This window comes from Streptomyces sp. NPDC126497 (assembly GCF_040302425.1).
Classification (GTDB): domain Bacteria; phylum Actinomycetota; class Actinomycetes; order Streptomycetales; family Streptomycetaceae; genus Streptomyces.
The window spans coordinates 19,699-40,272 of the sequence record NZ_JBEORT010000002.1; the positions used below are offsets into that span (position 1 = coordinate 19,699).

Genomic DNA, 20,574 nt, shown 5'->3' on the forward strand with positions numbered 1-20,574 from the left:
GGGTCGGCACCATGATTGATCACGCTGATGACCTGGCGTCTGTACACAAGGCGACCGAGCGGCTGCTCACCGCGGTCACCGCGCTGGACGACGCGGCTGTGACCCAGTCGTCACGGCTGCCCGGCTGGACCCGCGGTCATGTGCTGGCCCACCTGGCACGCAACGCGGACGCCCTGGTGAACGTCCTCGAGGGCCGCCCCATGTACGTGTCCGGCGAGGCCCGCGACGCCGACATCGAGCGGGGCGCGCCGCGCCCCCTCGCCGCGCACCTCGCCGATCTGCGGGAGAGCGGGGAGCGCTTCCGCGCGGCGGGCGCCGCCCCGGCGGACTGGTCGCGCACGGTGGAGCTGCGCAACGGGGTCACGGACCGGGCGGAGCGGGTGCCGTTCCGGCGGTGGGTCGAGGTGGAGCTGCACCACGTGGACCTCGGGATCGGCTACGAGCTGGAGGACCTGCCGGCGGACTTCACGGAGCGGGAGATCGCCTTCCTGGCGGCGCGGTTCGACGGACACCAGGACGTTCCCCCGACCTCGCTGGCCACCGCGGACGGCCGGACCTGGACGACCGGCGGCGGGGCGGACGGCGGTCCGGTCGCGGTCGAGGGGACCGCCGCCGACCTGCTCGGCTGGCTGGCCGGCCGCCGGGACGGCGCCGCACTGACGGTGAAGGGTGGGGCCCTTCCGTCGCTCCCCCCGCTCTAGGCTGTCCGGCGCGGGTTCCCGCTATAGGCTGACGGTCATGACGTACAGCGGTCGGGTGACGGTCGGCGGCCCAGCCGACGTGCACGAACTCAAGGACCTGATGATCACCAAGGTCGCGGTCGGCCCCATGGACAACAACGCCTATCTGCTGCGTTGCCGGGCCACCGACGAGCAGCTGCTGATCGACGCGGCCGACGACGCGGGGACCCTGCTGGGGACGATCGGTGACGACGGCATCGCCTCCGTCGTCACCACCCACCGGCACGGCGACCACTGGCAGGCGCTCGCCGAGGTGGTCGCGGCCACCGGCGCCCGCACCCACGCGGGCCGGGAGGACGCCGCGGGCATCCCGGTGCCGACCGACGTGATGGTCGACGACGGCGACACCGTCCGCGTGGGGCGGGTGGAGCTCACCGCCCGCCATCTGGTCGGGCACACACCCGGCTCGATCGCCCTCGTCTACGACGATCCCCACGGGCATCCCCATGTGTTCACCGGGGACTGCCTCTTCCCGGGGGGTCCTGGAAGGACCACACGCCCCGAGGACTTCACGTCGTTGATGTCGGACCTGGAGGCGAAGGTCTTCGTCCTCCCGGACGAGACCTGGATCTACCCCGGCCACGGCAACGACACCACGCTCGGCGCCGAGCGGCCCCACCTCGGCGAGTGGCACGAGCGGGGCTGGTAGGCCGGCGGCATCGCCGCCCCGGCGCCCCCTGGGGAACAGCCGCGTCCCCGGCAGTCGGTCGGAGCCGGCGGCCACCGCACGGGAACGGCCGGCCGAAGAGCCCCGCACCCGCCGCGACGGCCGTCAGAAGCCAGTCGAGGACGCGAACGGATGCCTCCGGATCGTCAACGCGATCCTGTACGTCGGCCGCACCGGCATCCCGTGTGAGTACCCGCCGCACGACATCGCCGCGTACCACCCCGCGCCCTGGGGCCCTGCTCCTCCGCCTGTCTTCTGTGGAGATGTGCGGTGTCAGCGGCGGCGCAACCGGTCCGGCCCTCCCCGGATGCCCCGATGCCGTGCACCAGGCGACGGCAGCACGGCGGCCGGCTGGTCGCGCCGGGCCGAGACCGCCCGGCACCCGTTCTCGTGAATTTGCCGCGATGCCTGGACATGTCAGCAGATGTGTCCTCAGGCAACGCAGATGCCTGCATAGGCTCCCCGGCATGGACATCGTGATCCCGCTCTTCAGGCTCTTCGAGCCGCTCGACGCCATCGGCCCGTACCAGCTCCTGGCGAACGTCCCCGACGCCCGGGTGCGCTTCGTCGCGCCCGAACCGGGGCGGATCGCCGACGTGCTGGGCGCCATGCGGGTGAACGTGCCCACCCGGTACACGGAGGTCGAGTCCTGCGACGTGCTGCTCGTCCCGGGCGGTGCGGGGGCGCGACTGATGCTGAACAACACGGAGTTCATCGACTGGGTGCGCCGGATTCACGGGACGACCCGCTTCACCACCTCGGTCTGTACCGGGGCGCTCATCCTCGGGGCAGCGGGGCTGCTCAACGGGCGGACCGCGACCACCCACTGGCTGGCGATGGACGACCTGGAGACGTTCGGCGCCACCTACACCGCGGAACGCGTCGTCCGGCACGACAAGATCATCACGGCGGCCGGGATCTCCGCCGGCATCGACCTGGCCCTGGGGCTGTGCGCGTTGCTGAGCGACGAACTCACCGCCCGGGCCATTCAGCTCCTCACCGAGTACGACCCCCAGCCGCCGTACGACAGCGGCTCCCTGGCCACGGCGACGCCCGAGGTCGTGGCCAGGGCCCGGGAGCTCGTCAGCGGCGGCTGAGCGGTCTCTCCCGGGCACGGCAACGGCACCACCCTGGGCGCGGAGCGCCCGCACCTGCCGAAGTGGCGCGCGCGGGGCTGGTGAACGCGGCTCATGCCTCGGCCGTTCCCGGGCCGGCCAGTGCCGCGATCCGTTCCACCGCGAACACGTACCCCTGCACCCCGCAGCCCGCGATGACCCCGTCGGCGCGCAGGGAGACGTAGGAGTGGTGCCGGAAGGACTCGCGCCGGTGGATGTTGGAGATGTGGACCTCCATCACGGGCAGGCCGTCGCAGGCGTTGAGGGCGTCCAGGATCGCGACGGAGGTGTGCGAGTAGGCGCCGGGGTTGATGACGATCCCGCAGTGGTCCAGCCGTGCCTCGTGGATCCAGTCCACCAACCGGCCCTCGTGGTTGGACTGGCGCAGGTCCACCGTGCCGCCCCGCGCGGCCGCCGCCTCGGCGCACATCGCCTCCACGTCGGCGAGCGTGTCGGAGCCGTAGATCTCCGGCTGGCGCTGTCCCAGCAGGTTCAGGTTGGGTCCGTTGAGGATCATGATGGGGGCGTCGGCCAGGTTGCGGGGCACGGTTCCTCCGGTCCGTCGGGGTGGGGCGGTCCTCGGCGGAACCGCTGCTCGGACCCGGTGTATCACGGTGCGGCACACGGCCGTCGAGTCCTGTGGACCCCGGCCCGCCCGGCACCGGACGACCGTGCGGCCGTGTCCCGGGCGCTTCCCTGCACCGCTCGCGGGCCGTCCGGGCAACCCGCTCCCCGGACGGCCCGTGCCTCCCCGCTAGGGGTTGATCGCCAGCTCCAGATAGGCCGCGAGGAGCACCAGGTGCACGCCTCCCTGGAGGGGCGTGGCCCGCCCGGGGACCACGGTCAGCGCGCCCACCACCATGGTCAGGGCGAGCAGCACCATGTGGGTGTTGCCGAGGCCGAGGACGAGTGGTCCGGGGAGCCAGAGGGAGGCCAGCGCGACGGCGGGGATGGTCAGACCGATACTGGCCATCGCCGAGCCGAGCGCGAGGTTCATGCTGGTCTGCACCTGGTTGCGGCGCGAGGCGCGCACCGCGGCGATGGTCTCCGGGAGGAGGACCAGCAGGGCGATGATCACACCGACGACGGAGTGGCGTAGTCCGGCGGCCTCCACCCCGGACTCGATCGTGGGCGAGACCCCTTTGGCCAGTCCGACCACTCCGACCAGGGCCAGGCCCAGCAGCCCGAGGCTGATCAGGGCGGTGCGCGTGGAGGGCGCCTCGGCGTGCTCCTCCTGGGAGGCGTCCGGCTCGCTCTGTCTGGCGACCGGCAGGAAGTAGTCGCGGTGTCTGACGGTCTGGGTCGCCACGAACAGGGCGTAGAGGGTCAGTGAGGAGACCGCCGCGAACGTGAGCTGCACGGTGGAGAACTCCGGACCCGGCTTGCTCGTGGTGAACGTCGGCAGCACGAGGCTGAGGGTCGCCAGCGTCGCGACCGTGGCGAGGGCCGCGCCGGTGCCCTCCGAATTGAACACCGCCGTGCCGTGGCGCAGTGAGCCCACCAGCAGGCTCAGTCCGAGGATTCCGTTGACGGTGATCATCACGGCCGCGAACACGGTGTCCCTGGCGAGCGTCGCGCTCTTGTCCCCGCCGTCCAGCATCAGCGTGACGATCAGCGCCACCTCGATGACGGTGACGGCGACCGCGAGGACCAGGGAGCCGAAGGGCTCACCGACCCGGTGCGCGACCACCTCGGCATGGTGCACGGCCGCCAGCACGGACCCCGCGAGGACCGCGGTCACCAGGACGACGACCCAGCCGGGCAGTCCCCGTCCCCAGGTCAGGACCAGCAGGATGACGGCGAGCACCGGCACCAGGATCGTCCACTGTGCCGCGAGTGACCTGAGCCGAGCGGTCATGGGGCGATCGTCGCAGACGTGAACGGGCGGCGCACCTCGCCGCGGCCCTCCGACCACCGGCCGACCGTGGGGGGCGCGGGGGGCACCACCTCCGCACGGCGCGCCCCTCCGCTCCGCGATCCTGATCGTCTCGGGGTCATCATGGTCACGCATGGCCTCCTCGTACGAGTCGCATTCGGGGGCGCCGGCAGGCGGCGCGGGGTGGAGCGGGCAGGACCGGGAGCGGTGGCCGGCGATGGGCCGACCTCCGCTCCCGGTGCCGGCGCTCCGGCGTCCGACGGGGTCAGACGTCGATGTCGTTCTTCACGGGGCCCCCGTCCCGGCCTGCCGCCGCCTCGGCCTCCGCCTGCTTGCGGGAGGCCCGCAGGCTGGTGATCGTGGTGACGATCAGGACCCCGCAGATGACGCCCAGCGAGACCGGGATGCTGATCTCGGGCACGTGCACCCCGGACTCGTGCAGTGCGTGCAGTACCAGCTTCACGCCGATGAAGCCGAGGATGATCGACAGGCCGTAGGACAGGTGGACCAGCTTCTTCAGCAGGCCGCCGATGAGGAAGTACAGCTGCCTGAGGCCCATCAGCGCGAACGCGTTCGCCGTGAACACGATGTACGGGTCCTGGGTCAGGCCGAAGATCGCGGGGATCGAGTCGAGCGCGAACAGGACGTCCGTGGTGCCGATGGCGAGCATGACGACGAGCATCGGGGTCATGACCCGCTTGCCGTTCTGCTCGATCCACAGCTTGGTGCCGTGGTACCGGTCGGCCACGCCGAAGCGGCGCTCGGCGGCCTTGAGCAGCTTGTTCTCCTCGAACTCCTCGTCCTCCCCGTCGGCCCGGGCCTCCTGGATGAGCTTCCAGGCGGTCCAGATCAGGAAGGCGCCGAAGATGTAGAACACCCACGAGAAGCTGGCGAGGATCGCGGCGCCGGCGGCGATGAAGATCGCGCGCAGCACCAGGGCGATGAGGACACCGACGAGGAGCACCCGCTGCTGGTACTGCGACGGCACCGCGAACTTCGCCATGATCAGGACGAAGACGAAGAGGTTGTCGACGCTCAGCGACTTCTCGGTGATGTAGCCGGCGAAGAACTCGCCTCCGGCCTGTCCTCCGCCCCAGATCAGCAGGCCGAGCCCGAAGAGCCCGGCCAGGACGATCCAGACGATGGTCCAGATCCCGGCTTCCTTGACGGATACGTCATGCGGTTTGCGGCCGATGAAGAAGTCGACTGCGATGAGGGCACCGAGGCCCACGACGGTCAGGACCCACAGGGTCAGGGAAACATCCACTACGCCTCCGGCAGATACGTCACACAGGCAATGTCAGCGTCGTCGCTGCCGGAGGTCTCTTCCACCCGGGCCTCCGGCGCTCGACAGCGTCCGGACGGTCCTTCGGGCCGACGCCCCGGGATCTGGCCTGATCCGTATTGACGGGGTCGCCGCACAGACAGGGAGTACTCCCCTCCGTGCGGTCAACAGTACCCAACCTCCAAGGGCTGGTAAAGGGAAGAGTAAAGAAAAATACAAAGACGCAGGTAGGAGAGCTTTACGCGAGCTTGGTGAAAGGGTGCGGAGCGGTCATCCGCCCCACGCGCGGCGGGCCTGCGCGACCCGGGTGAGCACCTGGTGGAGGACCTGGCTGCCCGTCGGCACGGCCGGCGGCTCGTACGTCCAGGCGTGGCCGACCCACGGGTCGGCCAGATGGTCGTCGGGCACGGGAGTCAGTCGCAGCAGCGAGCGCCACAGCGGATCCAGCAGCGGACCGTAGCCCGCGGACTCCTCGCGGTCGGCGACCATCATCAGATGGACCCCGACCGACGGGCCCTCGTCGGCGAGGTAGCGCAACTGGTTCACGGCCCGGTCGTCGAAGCCGTGCGGGAAGTCGTTGACGATCAAAAGCTGCTGGGAGGTGTCGAAGCCCGGCGGCAGCGCGTCCGGGGCGCCTCCGCGCAGCGCCATCTGCACCAGGTCGACCCGCTGGGTGAGCCGGCCCAGCACCTCCGCCACGCCGGCGGCGCCCTGGGCGGGCGGGGCCGCCAGCACACCGGTCCGGGTCAGCGGTGCCAGCGCCCGCGCCCCGGCTCCGGCCGGGTCGATGACGTGCACGGTGAACTCGCCCGCCGGGTGGACGGCGAGCAGCCGGGCCGCGTGCGACACCGCCGTCTCCAGGGCGAGGTGCCGCATGTCGTGGGAGTCGGTGAACGTCCCGTCGACCGGATCGGCCCGTCCGCCGTCGATCCACAGACCGCGCTCCAGCGGCAGCCGGAGCAGCATCGGGATGCGGATCCGGTCGGCCTCGGGCAGCCGGAGGTCGCCCAGGCGCAGTGCCATGGGTATCTCCATCGGCACCCGGTAGGCGTGCCAGACGGGGTTGTCCCAGCGGGCGAAGGCACAGGGCAGCGCGGGTTCGACGACGTCGGTCTCGGCGACGAGCTGGGCGAGGTCCCGGTCGAGGACTTCGCGTGCCTGGTCGACGAGGTGTGCGCACCGGGCCCGGGCGGCCTCGCGCGCGGCGTCGCCCTGGCCGCCGATCCGGCTGCGCGGATCGGACAGCGCCTGCTCCATTTCCTTGTCCATGCGGGACTCGGCGAAGTCCACGGCGCTGCGGTAGGCGGCGGCGGTGCGTGCCAGGTCCTCGAACATGCCCCAGACCTGGTTGTAGAGCCGCTCCTCCATGGACCAGCCGGTCGCGTCCCCGGCGACCGGCTGCGCGGGCTGTCCGGGCCGGGCCGGCGGAGCGGCGGGCGGGGGCGGCGGAGCGGAGGTCTGCCGGCGGGGGTGGCTGTAGTCGATCGGGCCGCCGGCGGCAACGGGGTCCGCTGCACCGGTGCCGCCGTACGACGGCTGCGGTCCGCCCGGTCCCGGACCGCCGGCCGGCTGTCCGCCGTACGACGGCGGTACGGGGCCTGGGACGCCCTGCGGCGCGGTGGCGCCCTGGTCGGGGGCGGGGGCAGCGGGCCGACGGGAGCGGTCGCCGTCGGCCGGCCGGGACGGGGGCGCCTGCACGGAGCGGGCGAGGCCCCGCGCGACCGCCTCGTGGACGGCGCCCGCGAGCCGCACCGCCTCGGGCAGGCCCTGGTCGGTGAGGAGGTCGGCCAGACCGCCCGCGTAGCCCTGGCCGACGGCACGCACCTTCCAGGCGTCCTGCCGCCGGTAGAGCTCCAGTGCGACGACGGCCGACTCCGCCTCCAGACCCGTGATGGTGTAGCTGGCGATCTCCTCGCCGTCCGGGCCGGTGACGGCGACGAAGGGGGCCGCGACGGCGCCGAACCGGACGGGTCCCGGGCCGCCGCCCGGGGCGGGCAGGGCGAGCAGCACGCTGACGCGGTGCACCGCGTCCGTCATGGCGTCCAGGTCCACCGCGAGACGGTGGTCGGCGGCCGCCTGACGCGACACCTCCAGGCCGGGCCGGGTGGGCGCGCCCGGGTGGGCCACCCACTCCGCTCCGTGGATCCGGCCGTTCCCGTCGCCGAGTGCGGCCGCGGCCACGACCGGTGTGCCGGCCGAGATCCGGATCTCCAGACGGGACCGGGAGAGCGGGTGGTTCTGCCCCCGCACCAGCTCGACCGTCATCGCCTTCGTCCCCCTGTGTCGCGTTGGTGGGCCGGATACGGCCTAGAGGACCGGCAGGATCGCCGGCATCAGGTCCTGGAAGGTGCGGCCGTTGGCCGGGTTGCCCAGGGCCGTCATCGTCCAGCCGGTGCCGGAACGGTGCACCTTCGCCATGATCTGGGCCGTGTAGGCGCCACCGCCGGCCAGCGTGTAGCGGGCGAGTTCCTGGCCGTTGGTCTCGTCGACGAGGCGGCAGAACGCGTTCTGCACCTCCTGGAAGGTCTGGCCCGTGAAGGAGTTCACGGTGAAGACGATCTGGTCGATGTGGACCGGGACGCGCGAGAGGTCGACGAGGATGGCCTCGTCGTCGCCGCCCTGGCCGACACCGCCGACGAGGTTGTCGCCGGTGTGGCGCACGGAGCCGTCGTCGCTCACCAGGTGGCGGAAGAAGACGACGTCGACCGGCTGCTTGTCCGCGAACAGGACGGCGGAGGCGTCCAGGTCGACCTCCCGGGTGCGCGAGCCGAACAGGCCGCGACGGGGAGCCGCCTGCCAGCCGAGACCCATGCGCACCGCGGACAGGCTGCCGCCGTCGTTCTTCTGCAGACTGATGGCCTGACCCTTGGTCATGTTGACGGTCACGCGCTGATTCCCCTCTCGGACTTCCCCTGTTGCCGCGCGTTCGCGGTTGCCCAGAACCCTACGCAGGGGCACCGACGGCGACGTACCCGGGACCGCACTTTGTGTCGGTCTTGCAACACACCGCGTACACGGCCGTCAGGACAGGCCGGCCTCCTGCATCTGCCGGAGTTCCTTCTTCATCTCGGACACCTCGTCGCGCAGCCGTGCCGCGATCTCGAACTGCAGGTCGGCCGCGGCGGCCCGCATCCGCGTGGTGAGTTCCTCGATCTGCCCGGCGAGTTCGGCGGCGGGGCGGTCGGTCGGCGCCGCCTCGGCGGCCCTGCCCCTGGCGCCCTTCGCGCCCTTGGCCCCGAGCGAGGGCACGGGCGCCTTGGCCCCGCCGCCCTCCTTCTTGGCCTGGCGGTAGCCCGAGCCGAGCAGCTGCTCGGTGTCGATGTCCTCGCGGGCGATCTGGGCGACGATGTCGTTGATCTTCTTGCGCAGGGGCTGCGGGTCGATGCCCTTCTCCCGGTTGTACGCGATCTGCTTCTCCCGGCGGCGGTTGGTCTCGTCGATGGCCTTCTCCATCGCCGGGGTGATCCTGTCCGCGTACATGTGGACCTGGCCGGAGACGTTGCGCGCCGCGCGGCCGATGGTCTGGATCAGGGAGGTGCCCGAGCGCAGGAAACCCTCCTTGTCGGCGTCGAGGATGGCCACCAGGGAGACCTCGGGCAGGTCGAGGCCCTCGCGCAGCAGGTTGATGCCGACCAGGACGTCGTACTCGCCGCTGCGCAGCTCCCGCAGCAGCTCGACCCGGCGCAGGGTGTCGACGTCGCTGTGCAGGTAGCGCACCTGGATGCCGAGTTCCAGGAAGTAGTCGGTGAGGTCCTCGGCCATCTTCTTGGTGAGCGTGGTGACCAGGACGCGCTCGTCCTTCTCCACGCGGGTGCGGATCTCGTGCACCAGGTCGTCGATCTGGCCCTCGGTGGGCTTGACCACGACCTCGGGGTCGACGAGGCCGGTGGGACGGATGATCTGCTCGACGAAGCCGTCCGAGCGGGAGAGCTCGTACTGGCCGGGGGTGGCCGACAGGTAGACGGTCTGGCCGACGCGCTCCTGGAACTCCTCCCACTTCAGCGGCCGGTTGTCCAGGGCCGAGGGGAGCCGGAAGCCGTGGTCGACGAGGGTGCGCTTGCGGGAGGCGTCGCCCTCGTACATGGCTCCGATCTGCGGGACCGTGACGTGCGACTCGTCGATGACGAGGAGGAAGTCGTCGGGGAAGTAGTCCAGCAGGGTGTTGGGCGGGGAGCCGGGCGAGCGGCCGTCGAAGTGCATCGAGTAGTTCTCCACGCCGGAGCAGGAGCCGATCTGGCGGAGCATCTCGATGTCGTACGTGGTGCGCATGCGCAGGCGCTGGGCCTCCAGGAGCTTGCCCTGCCGCTCCAGCTCGGTCAGGCGCTCGCCGAGTTCCTTCTCGATGTCGCCCACCGCGCGCTCCAGCCGCTCGGGGCCCGCGACGTAGTGGGAGGCCGGGAAGACGTACAGCTGCCGGTCGTCGCTGATGATCTCGCCGGTGAGCGGGTGCAGCGTGGACAGCGCCTCGATCTCGTCGCCGAACATCTCGATGCGGACGGCGAGCTCCTCGTAGACCGGGAAGATCTCGATGGTGTCGCCGCGGACGCGGAAGGTGCCGCGGGTGAAGGCCATGTCGTTGCGCGTGTACTGGATGTCCACGAAGCGGCGCAGCAGCTCGTCGCGGTCGTGCTCGTCGCCGACGCGCAGCGGGACCATGCGGTCCACGTACTCCTGGGGGGTGCCCAGGCCGTAGATGCAGGAGACGGAGGCGACCACCACGACGTCGCGGCGGGTGAGCAGCGAGTTGGTCGCGGAGTGGCGCAGCCGCTCGACCTCCTCGTTGATCGAGGAGTCCTTCTCGATGTAGGTGTCCGACTGCGGGACGTACGCCTCGGGCTGGTAGTAGTCGTAGTACGAGACGAAGTACTCGACCGCGTTGTTCGGCAGCAGCTCGCGGAACTCGTTGGCCAGCTGGGCGGCCAGGGTCTTGTTCGGCGCCATGACCAGGGTGGGGCGCTGGAGCTTCTCGATCATCCACGCGGTGGTGGCGGACTTGCCGGTGCCGGTCGCGCCGAGCAGGACGACGTCCTTCTCACCCGCTTCGATGCGCCGGGCGAGGTCGGCGATGGCCGCCGGCTGGTCACCGCTCGGCTGGTAGGGACTGACGACCTCGAAGGGCGCCACCGTGCGTTCGATCTGGGAAACGGGCCGCATGTCATCCACCGTACGGCCCCCCACTGACAACGGGGCCGGTTCAGTGGCGCTGCGGGGCCCGGGAGCGGTGTTCCACGGGGCCGCGGGCCCGCAGCCGCGGGCGTACCGGGGAATGGTGGGCCGGGGAGTGGGCGGGGACGCCGGGCTTGTCCTCGGCGGGGAGCGCGGCGGACCCGCCGGCGATCACCAGTGGATCGAAGAGCACCACGACGCCCGCGAGGACGAGGAAGGCGAGCGGTCCGACCATCATCGGCCCGAGCAGGGCGGCCGCCGGCTCCCCCGCCGCGGGGTCGGCCGTTCCGTGGACGTGCACCTCGAGCGCGGCCATGCCGGTGTAGTGCATCCCGGTGACGGCGAGCCCCATGACGAGGCTGGCACCCACGCTCCACAGGAAGCCCCGCACCTGTCCGGCCGCCCACAGGGCGGCGCTGGCGGCGGCCACGGCGACGACCACCGACGCGGCGACGGTGAGGACGTCGTACTCCAGGCGTCCGTCGAGGCTCATGCCGGCCATGCCGAGGTAGTGCATCGAGGCGACGCCGAGGCCGGTGATGGTGCCCCCGGTGAACAGGGCCGTCCCGGAGGCGCCCCGGTAGCCGACGATGAAGATCCCGACGCCCACCATGGCGAGGGCGACGGCCAGGCTCGCGAACATCATCGGCCGGTCGTAGTGGATCGGCGTGCCCTCGATCGTGAAGCCGGTCATCGCGACGAAGTGCATCGTCCAGATGCCCGACCCGATGGCCGCGGTCCCCAGGGCGAGCCAGCCGGGGCGCCAGGAACGGGGCGCCCTGAGGGCCCTGGCGGTGCAGCGCAGTCCCAGGGCGCCGCCGAGACAGGCCATGAGGAAGGCCACCAGCGGTGTGACCAGACCGTAGCTGAATCCGTCGACCGTGCCCTGCATGCGCGGCTGCCCTTCCCGCCCTGTGTGTTCCACAACGTCCCGATACAGCCCCCCTCCCGGCGCCGTGACGGCGGCCAGGGATGAGGCAGAGAGTATGACCCCACCGGAACGGCCGAACGACTTCCCCGCGAAGAAACACGTCCTCGCCCCACATGTGCGGCACCAGTGTGCGGAATCCGGACGACACCGTTCAATCCCTGTCCGCTCCGCGCCCGCCCCGCGTCCACCCTCTGCTGTCACAGTGGAACCGACCGTGAGCGTCCGGCGCGAGGAGTACGCATGCGCGCACGCGCCGTCGCCGCCCCGGCCACCGCGTTCCCGGGAACCGCCGCCCTGCTGTTCCCCCTCCCCTCCCCCGCGCGGGCCGTGGAGGACTCCGCGCGGCCCCTGGTGACGGCTCACCGGGGCGCGTCCGCGTACGCGCCCGAGAACACCCTGGCGGCCGTCGACGAGGCGGCCGCGCCCGGCGTGGACTGGGTGGAGAACGACGTCCAGCGCACCAGGGACGGTGAGCTCGTCGTCCTGCACGACGGCAGTCTGCGGCGCACCACCGACGTGGAGGAGGTGTTCCCCGGCCGGGCGCCGTGGAAGGTGAGGGACTTCGCCGCCGCGGAGATCGCCCGGCTGGACGCGGGCAGCTGGTTCGGCCCCGCGTACGCGGGCGCGCGCGTGCCGACGCTGGAACAGTTCGTGCACCGGGTCGAGCGCCACCGGCAGAAGCTGCTGCTGGAGATCAAGAACCCCCGGCTGTATCCCGGCGTGGAGCGGGAGATCCCCGAGGTGCTGGACGACGAGGGCCGGCTGGACCGCCGGCACGTGCGGAACCGGCTGGTCGTGCAGGGCTTCAGCGCGGACAGCGTACGGAAGGTCCACGAGCTGCGGCCCGCGCTGAGGACCGCCTTCCCCGGGACGCCGCCCGTGGCGGACCTGCCCGCGTACGCGGCCTTCACCGACCGGATCAATCCCTCGCACGGGTCCCTCTCCGCCCCGGTTACGTCGCCGCCGTGCACGCCTTCGAGGGAGCGCACGGCAAGCCGCTGGAGGTGTGCACCTGGACCGTGAACGACGCGGCCGCCGCCCGGCGGGTCGCCGGGTTCGGGGTCGACGGGATCATCACCGACGCGCCCGACGTGGTGCGGGACGCGGTGCGCGGCTGAGGCGTCCGCCCGCGCCCGGGGGACGTTGTCGGTGGCGGGTCGTACCGTGGTGCGCGTGGACAGCCAGGGGAGGCACGGGCAGCGGGTGGTGTGGGCCGTCGTCGGCACCGGCGTCGGCCCGCTGCTGCTCGCCGCGACCCGTGAGGGCCTGGTCAACGTCGTCTTCCACGCCACCGGCGAGGCGCGCGGCGGCGCGCTGGAGCGGCTGGCGGCGCGGCTCGGCGCCGAGCCCGTGGAGGAGCCCGGCTCCCCGCTGCTCGCCGAGGCGATACGCCAGGTCGAGGCGTACTTCGCGGGCCGGCGACGGGACTTCGGGCTGCCGCTGGACTGGTCACTGGTCTCGGGGTTCCCCCGCGAGGTGCTGCGGGAGCTGGCCGCCGGGGTGCCGTTCGGCTCGGTCGTCGGGTACGGCGACCTGGCCCGGCGGGTCGGTCAGCCCGGCGCGGCGCAGGCCGTGGGCATGGCGATGGGCGCGAATCCGCTGCCGGTGGTCGTGCCGTGCCACCGGGTGGTGGAGAGCGGCGGGGGCATCGGCGGGTTCGGCGGCGGGCTGGAGACGAAGCGCCGTCTGCTCGCCCTGGAGGGCGTTCTCCCCGAGCCGTTGTTCTGACCCTCCCGCCCGCCGCGGGCAGTCGCGCCTCTCCGGTGCCCCGCATGCCCGGGAGGCGCTCCCCGGTATGCGGGGCACCGGCACGGGCGGCGCGGGGCCTCCGGTCAGTCGTAGTGCCGCGCCTCGAACACGTTGCCGTCCGGATCCCGGAAGTAGAAGCTGCGCCGGGCCGCTCCCCGTGCCCCGAAGGAGTCGCGGGAGACGTCCGACACCGGCACGGAGCCCTCCTCCAGCCGGCTGCGCAGGGCGTCGAAGTCCGAGGCCGTCAGCGACAGGCAGACGTGGTTGACCGGATGCCCCGAGCTCTCCGCGGCACCGGGGACCATGCCCATGCGCTCCGCCTTGGCCCGCGGCATGAGATCGAGGATCGTCTCCTCGTTGACCCGCACCGAGGGGAACGGCGCCTCACCGGCGGAGTACGCGGTGAGCCTGACGGGCTCCAGGCCCACGGCCTTCTCGTAGAAACCGGCGGCGGCGAGGGGATCGCTCACCCATAGGACGATGTGGTCGAGGCGGGTCGTGTGGTCCGTCATGGCTCCCAGCCTCCGCGACGTCCATGAGGGTGCGCAAGGGGGTTTGACCCGGCGCCCGGCCCGCCAGGGATGAGGGAGAGCCGACGGACGGGAGGCGGACGCGTGGTGCTCATGGTGTCCGGAGAGGTACGGGAGGCGATCGCCGCGGGCCGGCCCGTGGTGGCCCTGGAGTCCACGATCATCGCCCACGGGCTGCCCCGGCCGCACAACCTCCGGGTGGCGCTGGAACTGGAGGCGGCCGTACGGCAGGAGGGCGCGGTGCCCGCGACGATCGCCGTGCTGGACGGGCGGCCCCGGGTCGGGCTGGACGAGGAGCAGGTGGAGCGGGTCGCGGGCGGGGACGGCATCCGCAAGCTGGGCCACCGTGATCTGCCGCTCGCGGTGGCCGCCGGGGCGAGCGGGGCGACCACGGTGTCGGCCACGGCCCTGCTGGCGGCGCTCGCGGGCGTCCGGGTGTTCGCCACCGGGGGCCTCGGCGGGGTGCACCGGGAGTGGACGGTGACCCAGGACGAGTCGGCCGACCTCGGCCTGCTGGCGCGGACGCGGATCACCGTGGTGTGCGCGGGCGTGAAGTCGATCCTGGACGTGCCCGCGACCCTGCAGCGGCTGGAGACCCTGGGGGTGGCGGTCGCCGGGTACGGCACGGACCGCTTCCCCGGCTTCTACCTGTCCGACTCCGGGCACCCCGTGGACTGGCGGCTGGACACACCGGCGCAGGTCGCAGAGGCCATGCGGGCGCAGGACGCGCTGGGCGGGCCCGGGTCGGCGCTGATCGTGGCCAACCCCGTTCCCGAGGAGGAGCAGTTGGACCCCGGGCTGCACGCGCGCGTGCTCGACGAGGCGCTGCGCGCGTGCGAGGCGGAGGGCGTCACCGGCCAGGCGGTCACGCCGTTCCTGCTCGGCCATCTGGTCCGCCGCACCGACGGCGCCTCCCTCTCCGCGAACCTGGCGGCGGTCCGGGGCAACGTACGTCTGGCCGCGCGGATCGCGGCGTCCTGGGCCGCCGGGGAGTGACGGACGCCGTGCGGGGCGGGGCGCTGCTGGTCGTCGGCGACGTGGTCACGGATGTGGTCGCCCGGTACCGGGGGCCGCTCGCGCCGGGGACGGACACGACGGCGGCGGTCCGGACGGTGCCGGGCGGCGCGGGCGCCAATGTGGCCTGCTGGGCGGCGCGGCGAAACGGTACGGAGGTGCGGCTCCTCGGACGGGTGGGCGAGGACGCGGCGGCCTGGCACGAGCGGGAGCTGACCGCCTGCGGGGTCCGTCCGCTGCTGGTCGTGGACGGACGGGCACCGACGGGGACGGTGATCTGCCTGGTCGACGAGGGCGCGGCGGCCGAGCGGACGTTCCTCACCGACGGCGGCGCGTCGCTGCGGCTGGAACCCGGTGACTGGTCGGACGCGCTGCTGGACGGGGTGGCGCGGCTGCACCTGTCGGGCTATCTGCTGTTCACCGGGCCGGGCAGGGCCTTGGCCGCGGTGGCGTCCGGGGCGGCGCGGGCCCGGGGGGTGCCGGTGAGTCTCGATCCGGCGTCGGCTGGGTTCCTCGTGCGGCTGGGCGCCGACCGGTTCCTGTCGCTGGTCGGGGACGTGGACGTCCTGCTGCCCAGTCGGGACGAGGCGTGCCTGCTCACCGGGGTGTCCGACCCGGCGGACGCCGCCGCGCGGCTGAGCCGGCACGTCCCGCTGGTGGTGGCCACACAGGGGGCCGGGGGCGCGCTGCTCGCCCGGTCCGGGGAGGTGTACGCCCGTGTCCCGGCCGTACCGGCGGCGCCCCGGGACACCACGGGCGCCGGCGACGCGTTCACGGGCGCGTTCCTCGCGGCCCTGCTCGCCGGCGCCGACCCGGAGCAGGCGGCGCGGGAGGGCTGCCGGGCGGGCGCGCAGGCGGTGGAACACATAGGGGGACGCCCGCCGGCACCCGCCTGACGAACGGGCGCCGCCATGGGCGGGCTCCCTTCGCCCGCAGGGGGAACGGAGCGGAATACCCCTGTCCACGGGCCCGCACACGGTTCGTCCGGGGTCAGGGGCGCCAGGCCGGATGGCGGGGGTCGTCGGCCCGCACCAGTACGTCGGCCGTGCCGGCGGGGTCAGTCTCCCGCTCGTAGCGTTCGAAGGCGGGGAGGGTCCAGTGCTCGGCCTCGGGGGTGCGGCGGCGCAGGGCGCCCGGGGAGAGGAGGACGTGGACGGTCAGGTCGAAGGGGAACCAGTGCCTCAGGAGGAGGGGGCCGTACAGCAACAGCACGCCCCCGGGAGGGAGTCGGACGTACGGGCTGCGGGTGGCGCGGTCGGTGACGGGGTCCCACAGGTCCGGCAGGACGCGTCCGCTTCCGCCGGGTTCCAGGGGGTCGAACACCTCGCGCCGGAGGGCGCCGGTGTCGTACCAGCCGTCGTAGTAGGACTCCAGGTCCCGGTGGCCGTACTCGAGGCGGACCGAGGCGGGCCGCAGGAAGCCCTCGGCGCCGACGGTCAGGGAGGGCCGGCCGCGGATCCGCAGCGCCCCGGCGACCCGTTCGGCGAGGTCTCCGGGACGCGCGGCGGGGGCGCCGTCGAGGGCGACCCGCGGCCAGGGGCCGCCGTCGGCCGTCCCCAGCTCCAGCAGGCGCTCGGCGAGGAGGTCGCCGAGCCGGTCCCAGGTGATCGCTTCGAGTCGCACACGGCCATGATGCGCCCGTGCCCGCTGCCGGCGCCGATCACCGCGTACGACCGTCCGATGACGGTGCGAACCGGCGGCGGGGGTGACGGCATGCGGCGGCCCGCTGCGCTCAGCGCAGCGGGCCGCCGTCGCGGGAGTGGTGCCGGAACGTCAGGCCTGGGGCCCACCACTCCCGCGGGTCACGGTGTGCGGGCCACCGCTCCGTAGCCCGGGATCACGTCGTCGTCCTGGCCCGGGACCGGGTCGCCCAGTTCCGGGTGCCAGTGGTGGGGGACCACCACGCCCGGTTCGACGAGGTCCAACCCGTCGAAGAAGCGGGTGAACTCCTCGCGGGAGCGGAGCGCCAGGGTGACGCCCGCCGCCTTGAGCTTCTCCGTGGCCGCCTTCGACTCCTCGGGGGTGAAGTCGGACGTCGCGTGGGTGACGACCAGGTGGCTGCCCGAGGGCAGCGCGTCCAGCAGCCGCCCGACCAGCCGGTGCGCCCCGTCCTCGTCGGGGACGAAGTGCAGCAGCGCGATGAGCGACAGCGCGATCGGCCGGTCGAAGTCGAGGACCTTCCGCGCACCCTCCAGGACGGCGTCCGGATCGCGCACGTCGGCCTGCAGGTACTCGGTCGCCCCCTCGTCCGTACCGCGCAGCAGGGCCTCCGCGTGGGCCAGCACGATGGGGTCGTTGTCGCAGTACACGACACGGGCGTCGGGTGCGATCCCCTGCGCCACCTGGTGCAGGTTGGGCTCGGTGGGGATGCCGGTGCCGATGTCCAGGAACTGCCGTACCCCCTGCCCGGCCAGCCACCGCGTGGCCCGCTGCATGAACGCGCGGTTCACCCGCGCCATCACCGGCACCCGGGGGTCGAGGGCCAGCATCTGCCGTCCCATGGCCTCGTCGACGGGATAGTTGTCCTTGCCCCCGAGGTACCAGTCGTACATCCGCGCGGGATGCGGCCTGCTCGTGTCGATCTCCACGGGGTGCTGCCCGGTCATGACGGACTCCATAAGTCTCTGCAACTGTTAGCGAACAAGTCGGTGCCAGGTCGGAGGGGGAACGAACGCAAAGTTAGAGCGGTCAACAAGGTTCAGGACAGCAGGAAATCCGCCTCTCCCGCCTTCGCTCCCTCGATGAAGGCCGTCATCTCGGCGGAGGTGTAGATGAGCGCCGGCCCGTCCGGGTCGGTGGACTGGCGCACGGCGATCCTGCCGTCCTCGAGCTTCATCGCCTCCAGGCAGTTCCCGCCGTTGCCACCGCTCCACGGCTTGTGCCAGCCCTCGCTGCCCAGTTCCCGCGCGGGCATGCCGTTGTAGATCCTTCCGGTGCGTGCCCGCGGGCGGGGCAACGACTCCAGGGGTTTCACGAGTTCCATTCACAGCTCCTTGCGGAGGTCCCGGAGGATCTCCTTCGTGCGATGTGCCGTGGCGGCCTGTGCCGCCATGCGGTCCATGACCTCGAGGTGGGTCGCCACCTCCTCGCGCCCGTCCAGGTAGACGGCGCCGGTCAGGTACTCGCTGTAGACCATGTCCGGCAGTTCGGGCACGGCGAATCGGAACAGCACGAACGGTCCGTACGTGCCGGGGTGGGGCCCACCGGCGAACGTCGCGATCTGCAGCGTCACATGGGGCAGCTTCGTGGCCTCGAGCAACTTGTCGATCTGCGCGCGCATCACCTCCGGGCCGCCGACCGGGCGGCGGAGCACGGTCTCGTCCATCACGACCCACACCCGGGGCGCGTCCTCACGGGTGAGCAGTTCCTGCCGCCGCATGCGCAGGTCGACGTGGCGCTCCATCTCCTCGGGCTGGGTCTGTCCGACGGCCCCGGAGAGCAGCACGCCGCGCGCGTAGTCCTCGGTCTGGAGCAGTCCGGGGACGAAGTGGGGTTCGTAGCTGCGGATGAGGGAGGCCGCGCCCTCCAGGCTGACGTACATCGAGAACCAGCCGGGCAGGATGTCGTGGAAGCGCTGCCACCAGCCGGGCCGGTTGGCGTCCTCCGCCAGTTGCACGAAGGCGTCGGCCTCCTCGTCGGAGACGCCGTACGCCTTCAGCAGGAGCTGGAGGTACGGGATCTTGAGCGCGACCTCGGCCATCTCCATGCGGCGGACGGTGGCGGGGGCGACACGCAGGACGCGGGCCGCTTCCTCGCGCTTGAGCCCCGCGCGTTCCCGCAGGTCCAGCAGGCGTCGCCCGAGGACGACCTGGCCGACCGTCGGCGCGGACCGGGGTTCGCTCACACTCCACCTCCCTCGAACAAAAGCGGACAGCCCGGCGGCGCCACGCGGGGATCCCTTCGAAGTCCTTCTCGTCCGAACTTGAATTCGAACAGATCTTCGGTGATCCCAACTGGCGCCGCTCGGGGTGCTGTTGCGAGCAGTGTGCCACGCCCTTCCAGACCGTCACACAGCACTCTGCATTTTTCAGAGTGACACTTGCCAAGTGTTCACGGCGGGGCGATAGTGGCAAGCGTGATTCCGTCCGCGCCCTTAGGAACAGACGCCGCCGCAGGGTCCATCGGCCTCGGCGCCGCCTCGGGAGCCGACCCCTCGGGGTCCGCCACCGAGCGCCGGTTCCGTTTCGAACTGGCCGCCCATCCGGGTTCCCCGGCTCAGGCGAGACGCCTGACGAGGGCGCGGCTGACCGGGTGGTCGGTGTGCGAGGACACCTGTGACACGGCAGCCCTGGTCGTCTCCGAACTGGTCACCAACGCCATCGTGCACACGGCGAGCAGCCGCATCGTCTGCGAGCTGCACGACGGCGGCGATCTGGTGCGCATAGCCGTGGGCGACGAGGGGTGCGCGCCGGACCGGCCGCGGGCGAGCACCGGGCAGCCGGAGGACGAGCACGGGAGGGGCCTGCTCCTCGTCGACACCCTGTGCCACGCGTGGGGCGCGCACGAGAACGGTCCCGGCCTGCTGGTCTGGGCCGACCTCCGCCGCACGGCGGAGGCCGGGCGCGGTCCCGCGGAGCCGGCCGGCGACCTGGGCTGGGGCGCCCGCCCGAAGCCGGGCCCGCCCGGCCCCCCGGACGACGACACCGCGAACGAACCGGAGCGGTCCTGCGGCCCGGCGGAAAACCAGGCCCACCGGGCGCCGTTCCCCCCGCACCCGCGCACCCCCCGGGGCCGGGCGTGACGGGCGCCCCCGGCACCCGGGTGCTGAGCCTGGACTCGCTGGTGGGAATCGAGCGCGCACGGGACACCGCCGCCGCCCGCGCCCCCCGGCGGCTGCCCGTCCCCGACGGCATGACCGCGCCCCTGGGCTGCGACGCCGTGGCGGTGCCCGCCCGCTTCGGCCCGCTGGTGATGCCCCGGCTGCCCCGGGTGGGCTGTGTGTACGCCGACGACACGCACTGGTGGTGGCTGGTCCCGGCGGATTCCGACTACGCCCTGGAGTGGCCGGCCCCGGCCCGCTACGCGACCGGCGCGGTCCTCCCCGGCCCTCCGGACGCACCCGGCGCCCCGGGCCTTCCCGGCCTGATCCACCGCCCCGCCGGCACGCTCCCCTACACGCCGCCGATACCGCTCTACCTCACCCTGTGCCGCCTGACGGGGACGGCCCCCACCTGGTCACGCCCCGTGACCGCGTAGGTGCGCCCCCCCGGTCCCACTACGCCGTCGCGTCCCCGCCCCCGCCGTCCCCCCGGACGATCACCAGGAACATGTCGGTCGCGAGGTCCATGACAACCTCGGCCGGCAGGCCCTCCAGGCGCCGCGCGTGGGCGAACTCCTCCGCCGGCCACGAGCCACGCGGTCCACCTGCGGGAAAGCGTTCGAGCACGGTTCGCCCGTTCACCCTGCCACCTCCATGCTGCGTTGTACTCGTAGAGTTAAACGCCAACCATGGGGCGAACACCCTGCCCGGTGACGGTACTGAGACATAGTTGACACCCGTT

At 72.6% G+C, this 20,574-nt stretch carries 21 protein-coding genes and 2 pseudogenes; 10 read left to right on the plus strand and 13 right to left on the minus strand.

All coding sequences use genetic code 11. The features are described from left to right. Nucleotides 1-11 precede the first annotated feature (11 nt). From ABTY20_RS01230 to ABTY20_RS01245, 4 genes and pseudogenes are all read left to right on the plus strand, one after another. On the plus strand, nt 12-701 hold the full coding sequence (locus ABTY20_RS01230) for a maleylpyruvate isomerase family mycothiol-dependent enzyme (protein ID WP_351994926.1): 690 nt from the start codon (nt 12-14) through the stop codon (nt 699-701). 37 nt (nt 702-738) lie between these two features. Next, the gene (locus tag ABTY20_RS01235) at nt 739-1,389 is read left to right on the plus strand and encodes an MBL fold metallo-hydrolase (RefSeq protein ID WP_351994927.1); all 651 of its coding nucleotides are present in this window, start codon (nt 739-741) and stop codon (nt 1,387-1,389) included. Nucleotides 1,390-1,874: 485 nt separating this feature from the next. Continuing rightward, nucleotides 1,875-2,504: a DJ-1/PfpI family protein gene (locus tag ABTY20_RS01240; protein ID WP_351994928.1), complete on the plus strand. Its 630-nt coding sequence runs from the start codon at nt 1,875-1,877 to the stop codon at nt 2,502-2,504. Between the two features lie 3 nt (nt 2,505-2,507). Then, nucleotides 2,508-2,588: pseudogene (locus tag ABTY20_RS01245) on the plus strand (MBL fold metallo-hydrolase); the annotation flags it as partial. 7 nt (nt 2,589-2,595) lie between these two features. Here ABTY20_RS01245 and aroQ read toward each other — a convergent pair. From aroQ to ABTY20_RS01280, 7 genes are all read right to left on the minus strand, one after another. Next, complete coding sequence (gene aroQ / locus ABTY20_RS01250; RefSeq protein ID WP_351994929.1) at nt 2,596-3,069, minus strand: type II 3-dehydroquinate dehydratase; 474 nt, start codon at nt 3,067-3,069, stop codon at nt 2,596-2,598. 207 nt (nt 3,070-3,276) lie between these two features. Then, the gene (locus ABTY20_RS01255) at nt 3,277-4,380 is read right to left on the minus strand and encodes a calcium:cation antiporter (protein ID WP_351994930.1); all 1,104 of its coding nucleotides are present in this window, start codon (nt 4,378-4,380) and stop codon (nt 3,277-3,279) included. Between the two features lie 283 nt (nt 4,381-4,663). Further along, on the minus strand, nt 4,664-5,665 hold the full coding sequence (locus ABTY20_RS01260) for a TerC family protein (RefSeq protein ID WP_351994931.1): 1,002 nt from the start codon (nt 5,663-5,665) through the stop codon (nt 4,664-4,666). 288 nt (nt 5,666-5,953) lie between these two features. Beyond that, entirely contained in the window at nt 5,954-7,948 is a 1,995-nt protein-coding gene (locus ABTY20_RS01265; RefSeq protein WP_351994932.1) for a TerD family protein, read from the minus strand. Nucleotides 7,949-7,990: 42 nt separating this feature from the next. Continuing rightward, nucleotides 7,991-8,569, minus strand: coding sequence for a TerD family protein (locus ABTY20_RS01270; RefSeq protein WP_351994933.1), 579 nt, complete (start codon nt 8,567-8,569; stop codon nt 7,991-7,993). 135 nt (nt 8,570-8,704) lie between these two features. Beyond that, nucleotides 8,705-10,837: an excinuclease ABC subunit UvrB gene (uvrB, locus tag ABTY20_RS01275; protein ID WP_351994934.1), complete on the minus strand. Its 2,133-nt coding sequence runs from the start codon at nt 10,835-10,837 to the stop codon at nt 8,705-8,707. A 40-nt stretch (nt 10,838-10,877) separates the two neighbouring features. Then, nucleotides 10,878-11,741: an MHYT domain-containing protein gene (locus ABTY20_RS01280; protein ID WP_351994935.1), complete on the minus strand. Its 864-nt coding sequence runs from the start codon at nt 11,739-11,741 to the stop codon at nt 10,878-10,880. A gap of 279 nt (nt 11,742-12,020) precedes the next feature. Between ABTY20_RS01280 and ABTY20_RS01285 the strand changes: the two are divergent. Both ABTY20_RS01285 and ABTY20_RS01290 read left to right on the plus strand, forming a co-directional pair. Continuing rightward, a pseudogene (locus ABTY20_RS01285) lies at nt 12,021-12,898 on the plus strand (glycerophosphodiester phosphodiesterase). Between the two features lie 55 nt (nt 12,899-12,953). Beyond that, nucleotides 12,954-13,508 carry a methylated-DNA--[protein]-cysteine S-methyltransferase gene (locus ABTY20_RS01290; RefSeq protein ID WP_351994936.1) on the plus strand — a complete coding sequence of 185 codons (555 nt, stop codon included), beginning with the start codon at nt 12,954-12,956 and terminating at the stop codon, nt 13,506-13,508. A gap of 104 nt (nt 13,509-13,612) precedes the next feature. Here the strand turns inward: ABTY20_RS01290 and ABTY20_RS01295 are convergent, their stop codons facing one another. Next, the gene (locus tag ABTY20_RS01295; RefSeq protein ID WP_351994937.1) at nt 13,613-14,041 is read right to left on the minus strand and encodes a VOC family protein; all 429 of its coding nucleotides are present in this window, start codon (nt 14,039-14,041) and stop codon (nt 13,613-13,615) included. A 102-nt stretch (nt 14,042-14,143) separates the two neighbouring features. Here ABTY20_RS01295 and ABTY20_RS01300 point away from each other — a divergent pair, with 102 nt between their 5' ends. After that, nucleotides 14,144-15,055, plus strand: coding sequence for a pseudouridine-5'-phosphate glycosidase (locus ABTY20_RS01300; RefSeq protein WP_351994938.1), 912 nt, complete (start codon nt 14,144-14,146; stop codon nt 15,053-15,055). Then, nucleotides 15,037-15,969, plus strand: a complete 933-nt coding sequence (locus ABTY20_RS01305; RefSeq protein ID WP_502991724.1) for a carbohydrate kinase family protein — start codon at nt 15,037-15,039, stop codon at nt 15,967-15,969. Before ABTY20_RS01300 ends, ABTY20_RS01305 begins: the two co-directional genes overlap by 19 nt. A 94-nt stretch (nt 15,970-16,063) precedes the next feature. Here ABTY20_RS01305 and ABTY20_RS01310 read toward each other — a convergent pair whose 3' ends face one another. The 4 genes from ABTY20_RS01310 to ABTY20_RS01325 form a co-directional block, all read right to left on the minus strand. Next, a complete protein-coding gene (locus ABTY20_RS01310; protein ID WP_351994940.1) occupies nt 16,064-16,696 on the minus strand; it encodes a nucleoside/nucleotide kinase family protein in 633 nt (210 codons plus the stop codon). A 179-nt stretch (nt 16,697-16,875) separates the two neighbouring features. Continuing rightward, the gene (locus ABTY20_RS01315; RefSeq protein WP_351994941.1) at nt 16,876-17,679 is read right to left on the minus strand and encodes an SAM-dependent methyltransferase; all 804 of its coding nucleotides are present in this window, start codon (nt 17,677-17,679) and stop codon (nt 16,876-16,878) included. Nucleotides 17,680-17,771: 92 nt separating this feature from the next. Then, nucleotides 17,772-18,056, minus strand: coding sequence for a DUF397 domain-containing protein (locus ABTY20_RS01320; protein WP_351994942.1), 285 nt, complete (start codon nt 18,054-18,056; stop codon nt 17,772-17,774). Further along, nucleotides 18,057-18,917 carry a Sco1979 family transcriptional regulator gene (locus ABTY20_RS01325; protein WP_351994943.1) on the minus strand — a complete coding sequence of 287 codons (861 nt, stop codon included), beginning with the start codon at nt 18,915-18,917 and terminating at the stop codon, nt 18,057-18,059. 231 nt (nt 18,918-19,148) lie between these two features. Between ABTY20_RS01325 and ABTY20_RS01330 the strand changes: the two genes are divergently transcribed. Next, nucleotides 19,149-19,814 (plus strand): ATP-binding protein, encoded by a 666-nt coding sequence (locus tag ABTY20_RS01330; protein WP_502991719.1) that lies wholly within the window; start codon nt 19,149-19,151, stop codon nt 19,812-19,814. Then, entirely contained in the window at nt 19,811-20,269 is a 459-nt protein-coding gene (locus ABTY20_RS01335; RefSeq protein ID WP_351994945.1) for a hypothetical protein, read from the plus strand. Before ABTY20_RS01330 ends, ABTY20_RS01335 begins: the two co-directional genes overlap by 4 nt. Nucleotides 20,270-20,288: 19 nt before the next feature. Here ABTY20_RS01335 and ABTY20_RS01340 read toward each other — a convergent pair whose 3' ends face one another. Further along, complete coding sequence (locus ABTY20_RS01340; RefSeq protein WP_073937149.1) at nt 20,289-20,474, minus strand: DUF8839 family protein; 186 nt, start codon at nt 20,472-20,474, stop codon at nt 20,289-20,291. Nucleotides 20,475-20,574: the final 100 nt, after the last annotated feature.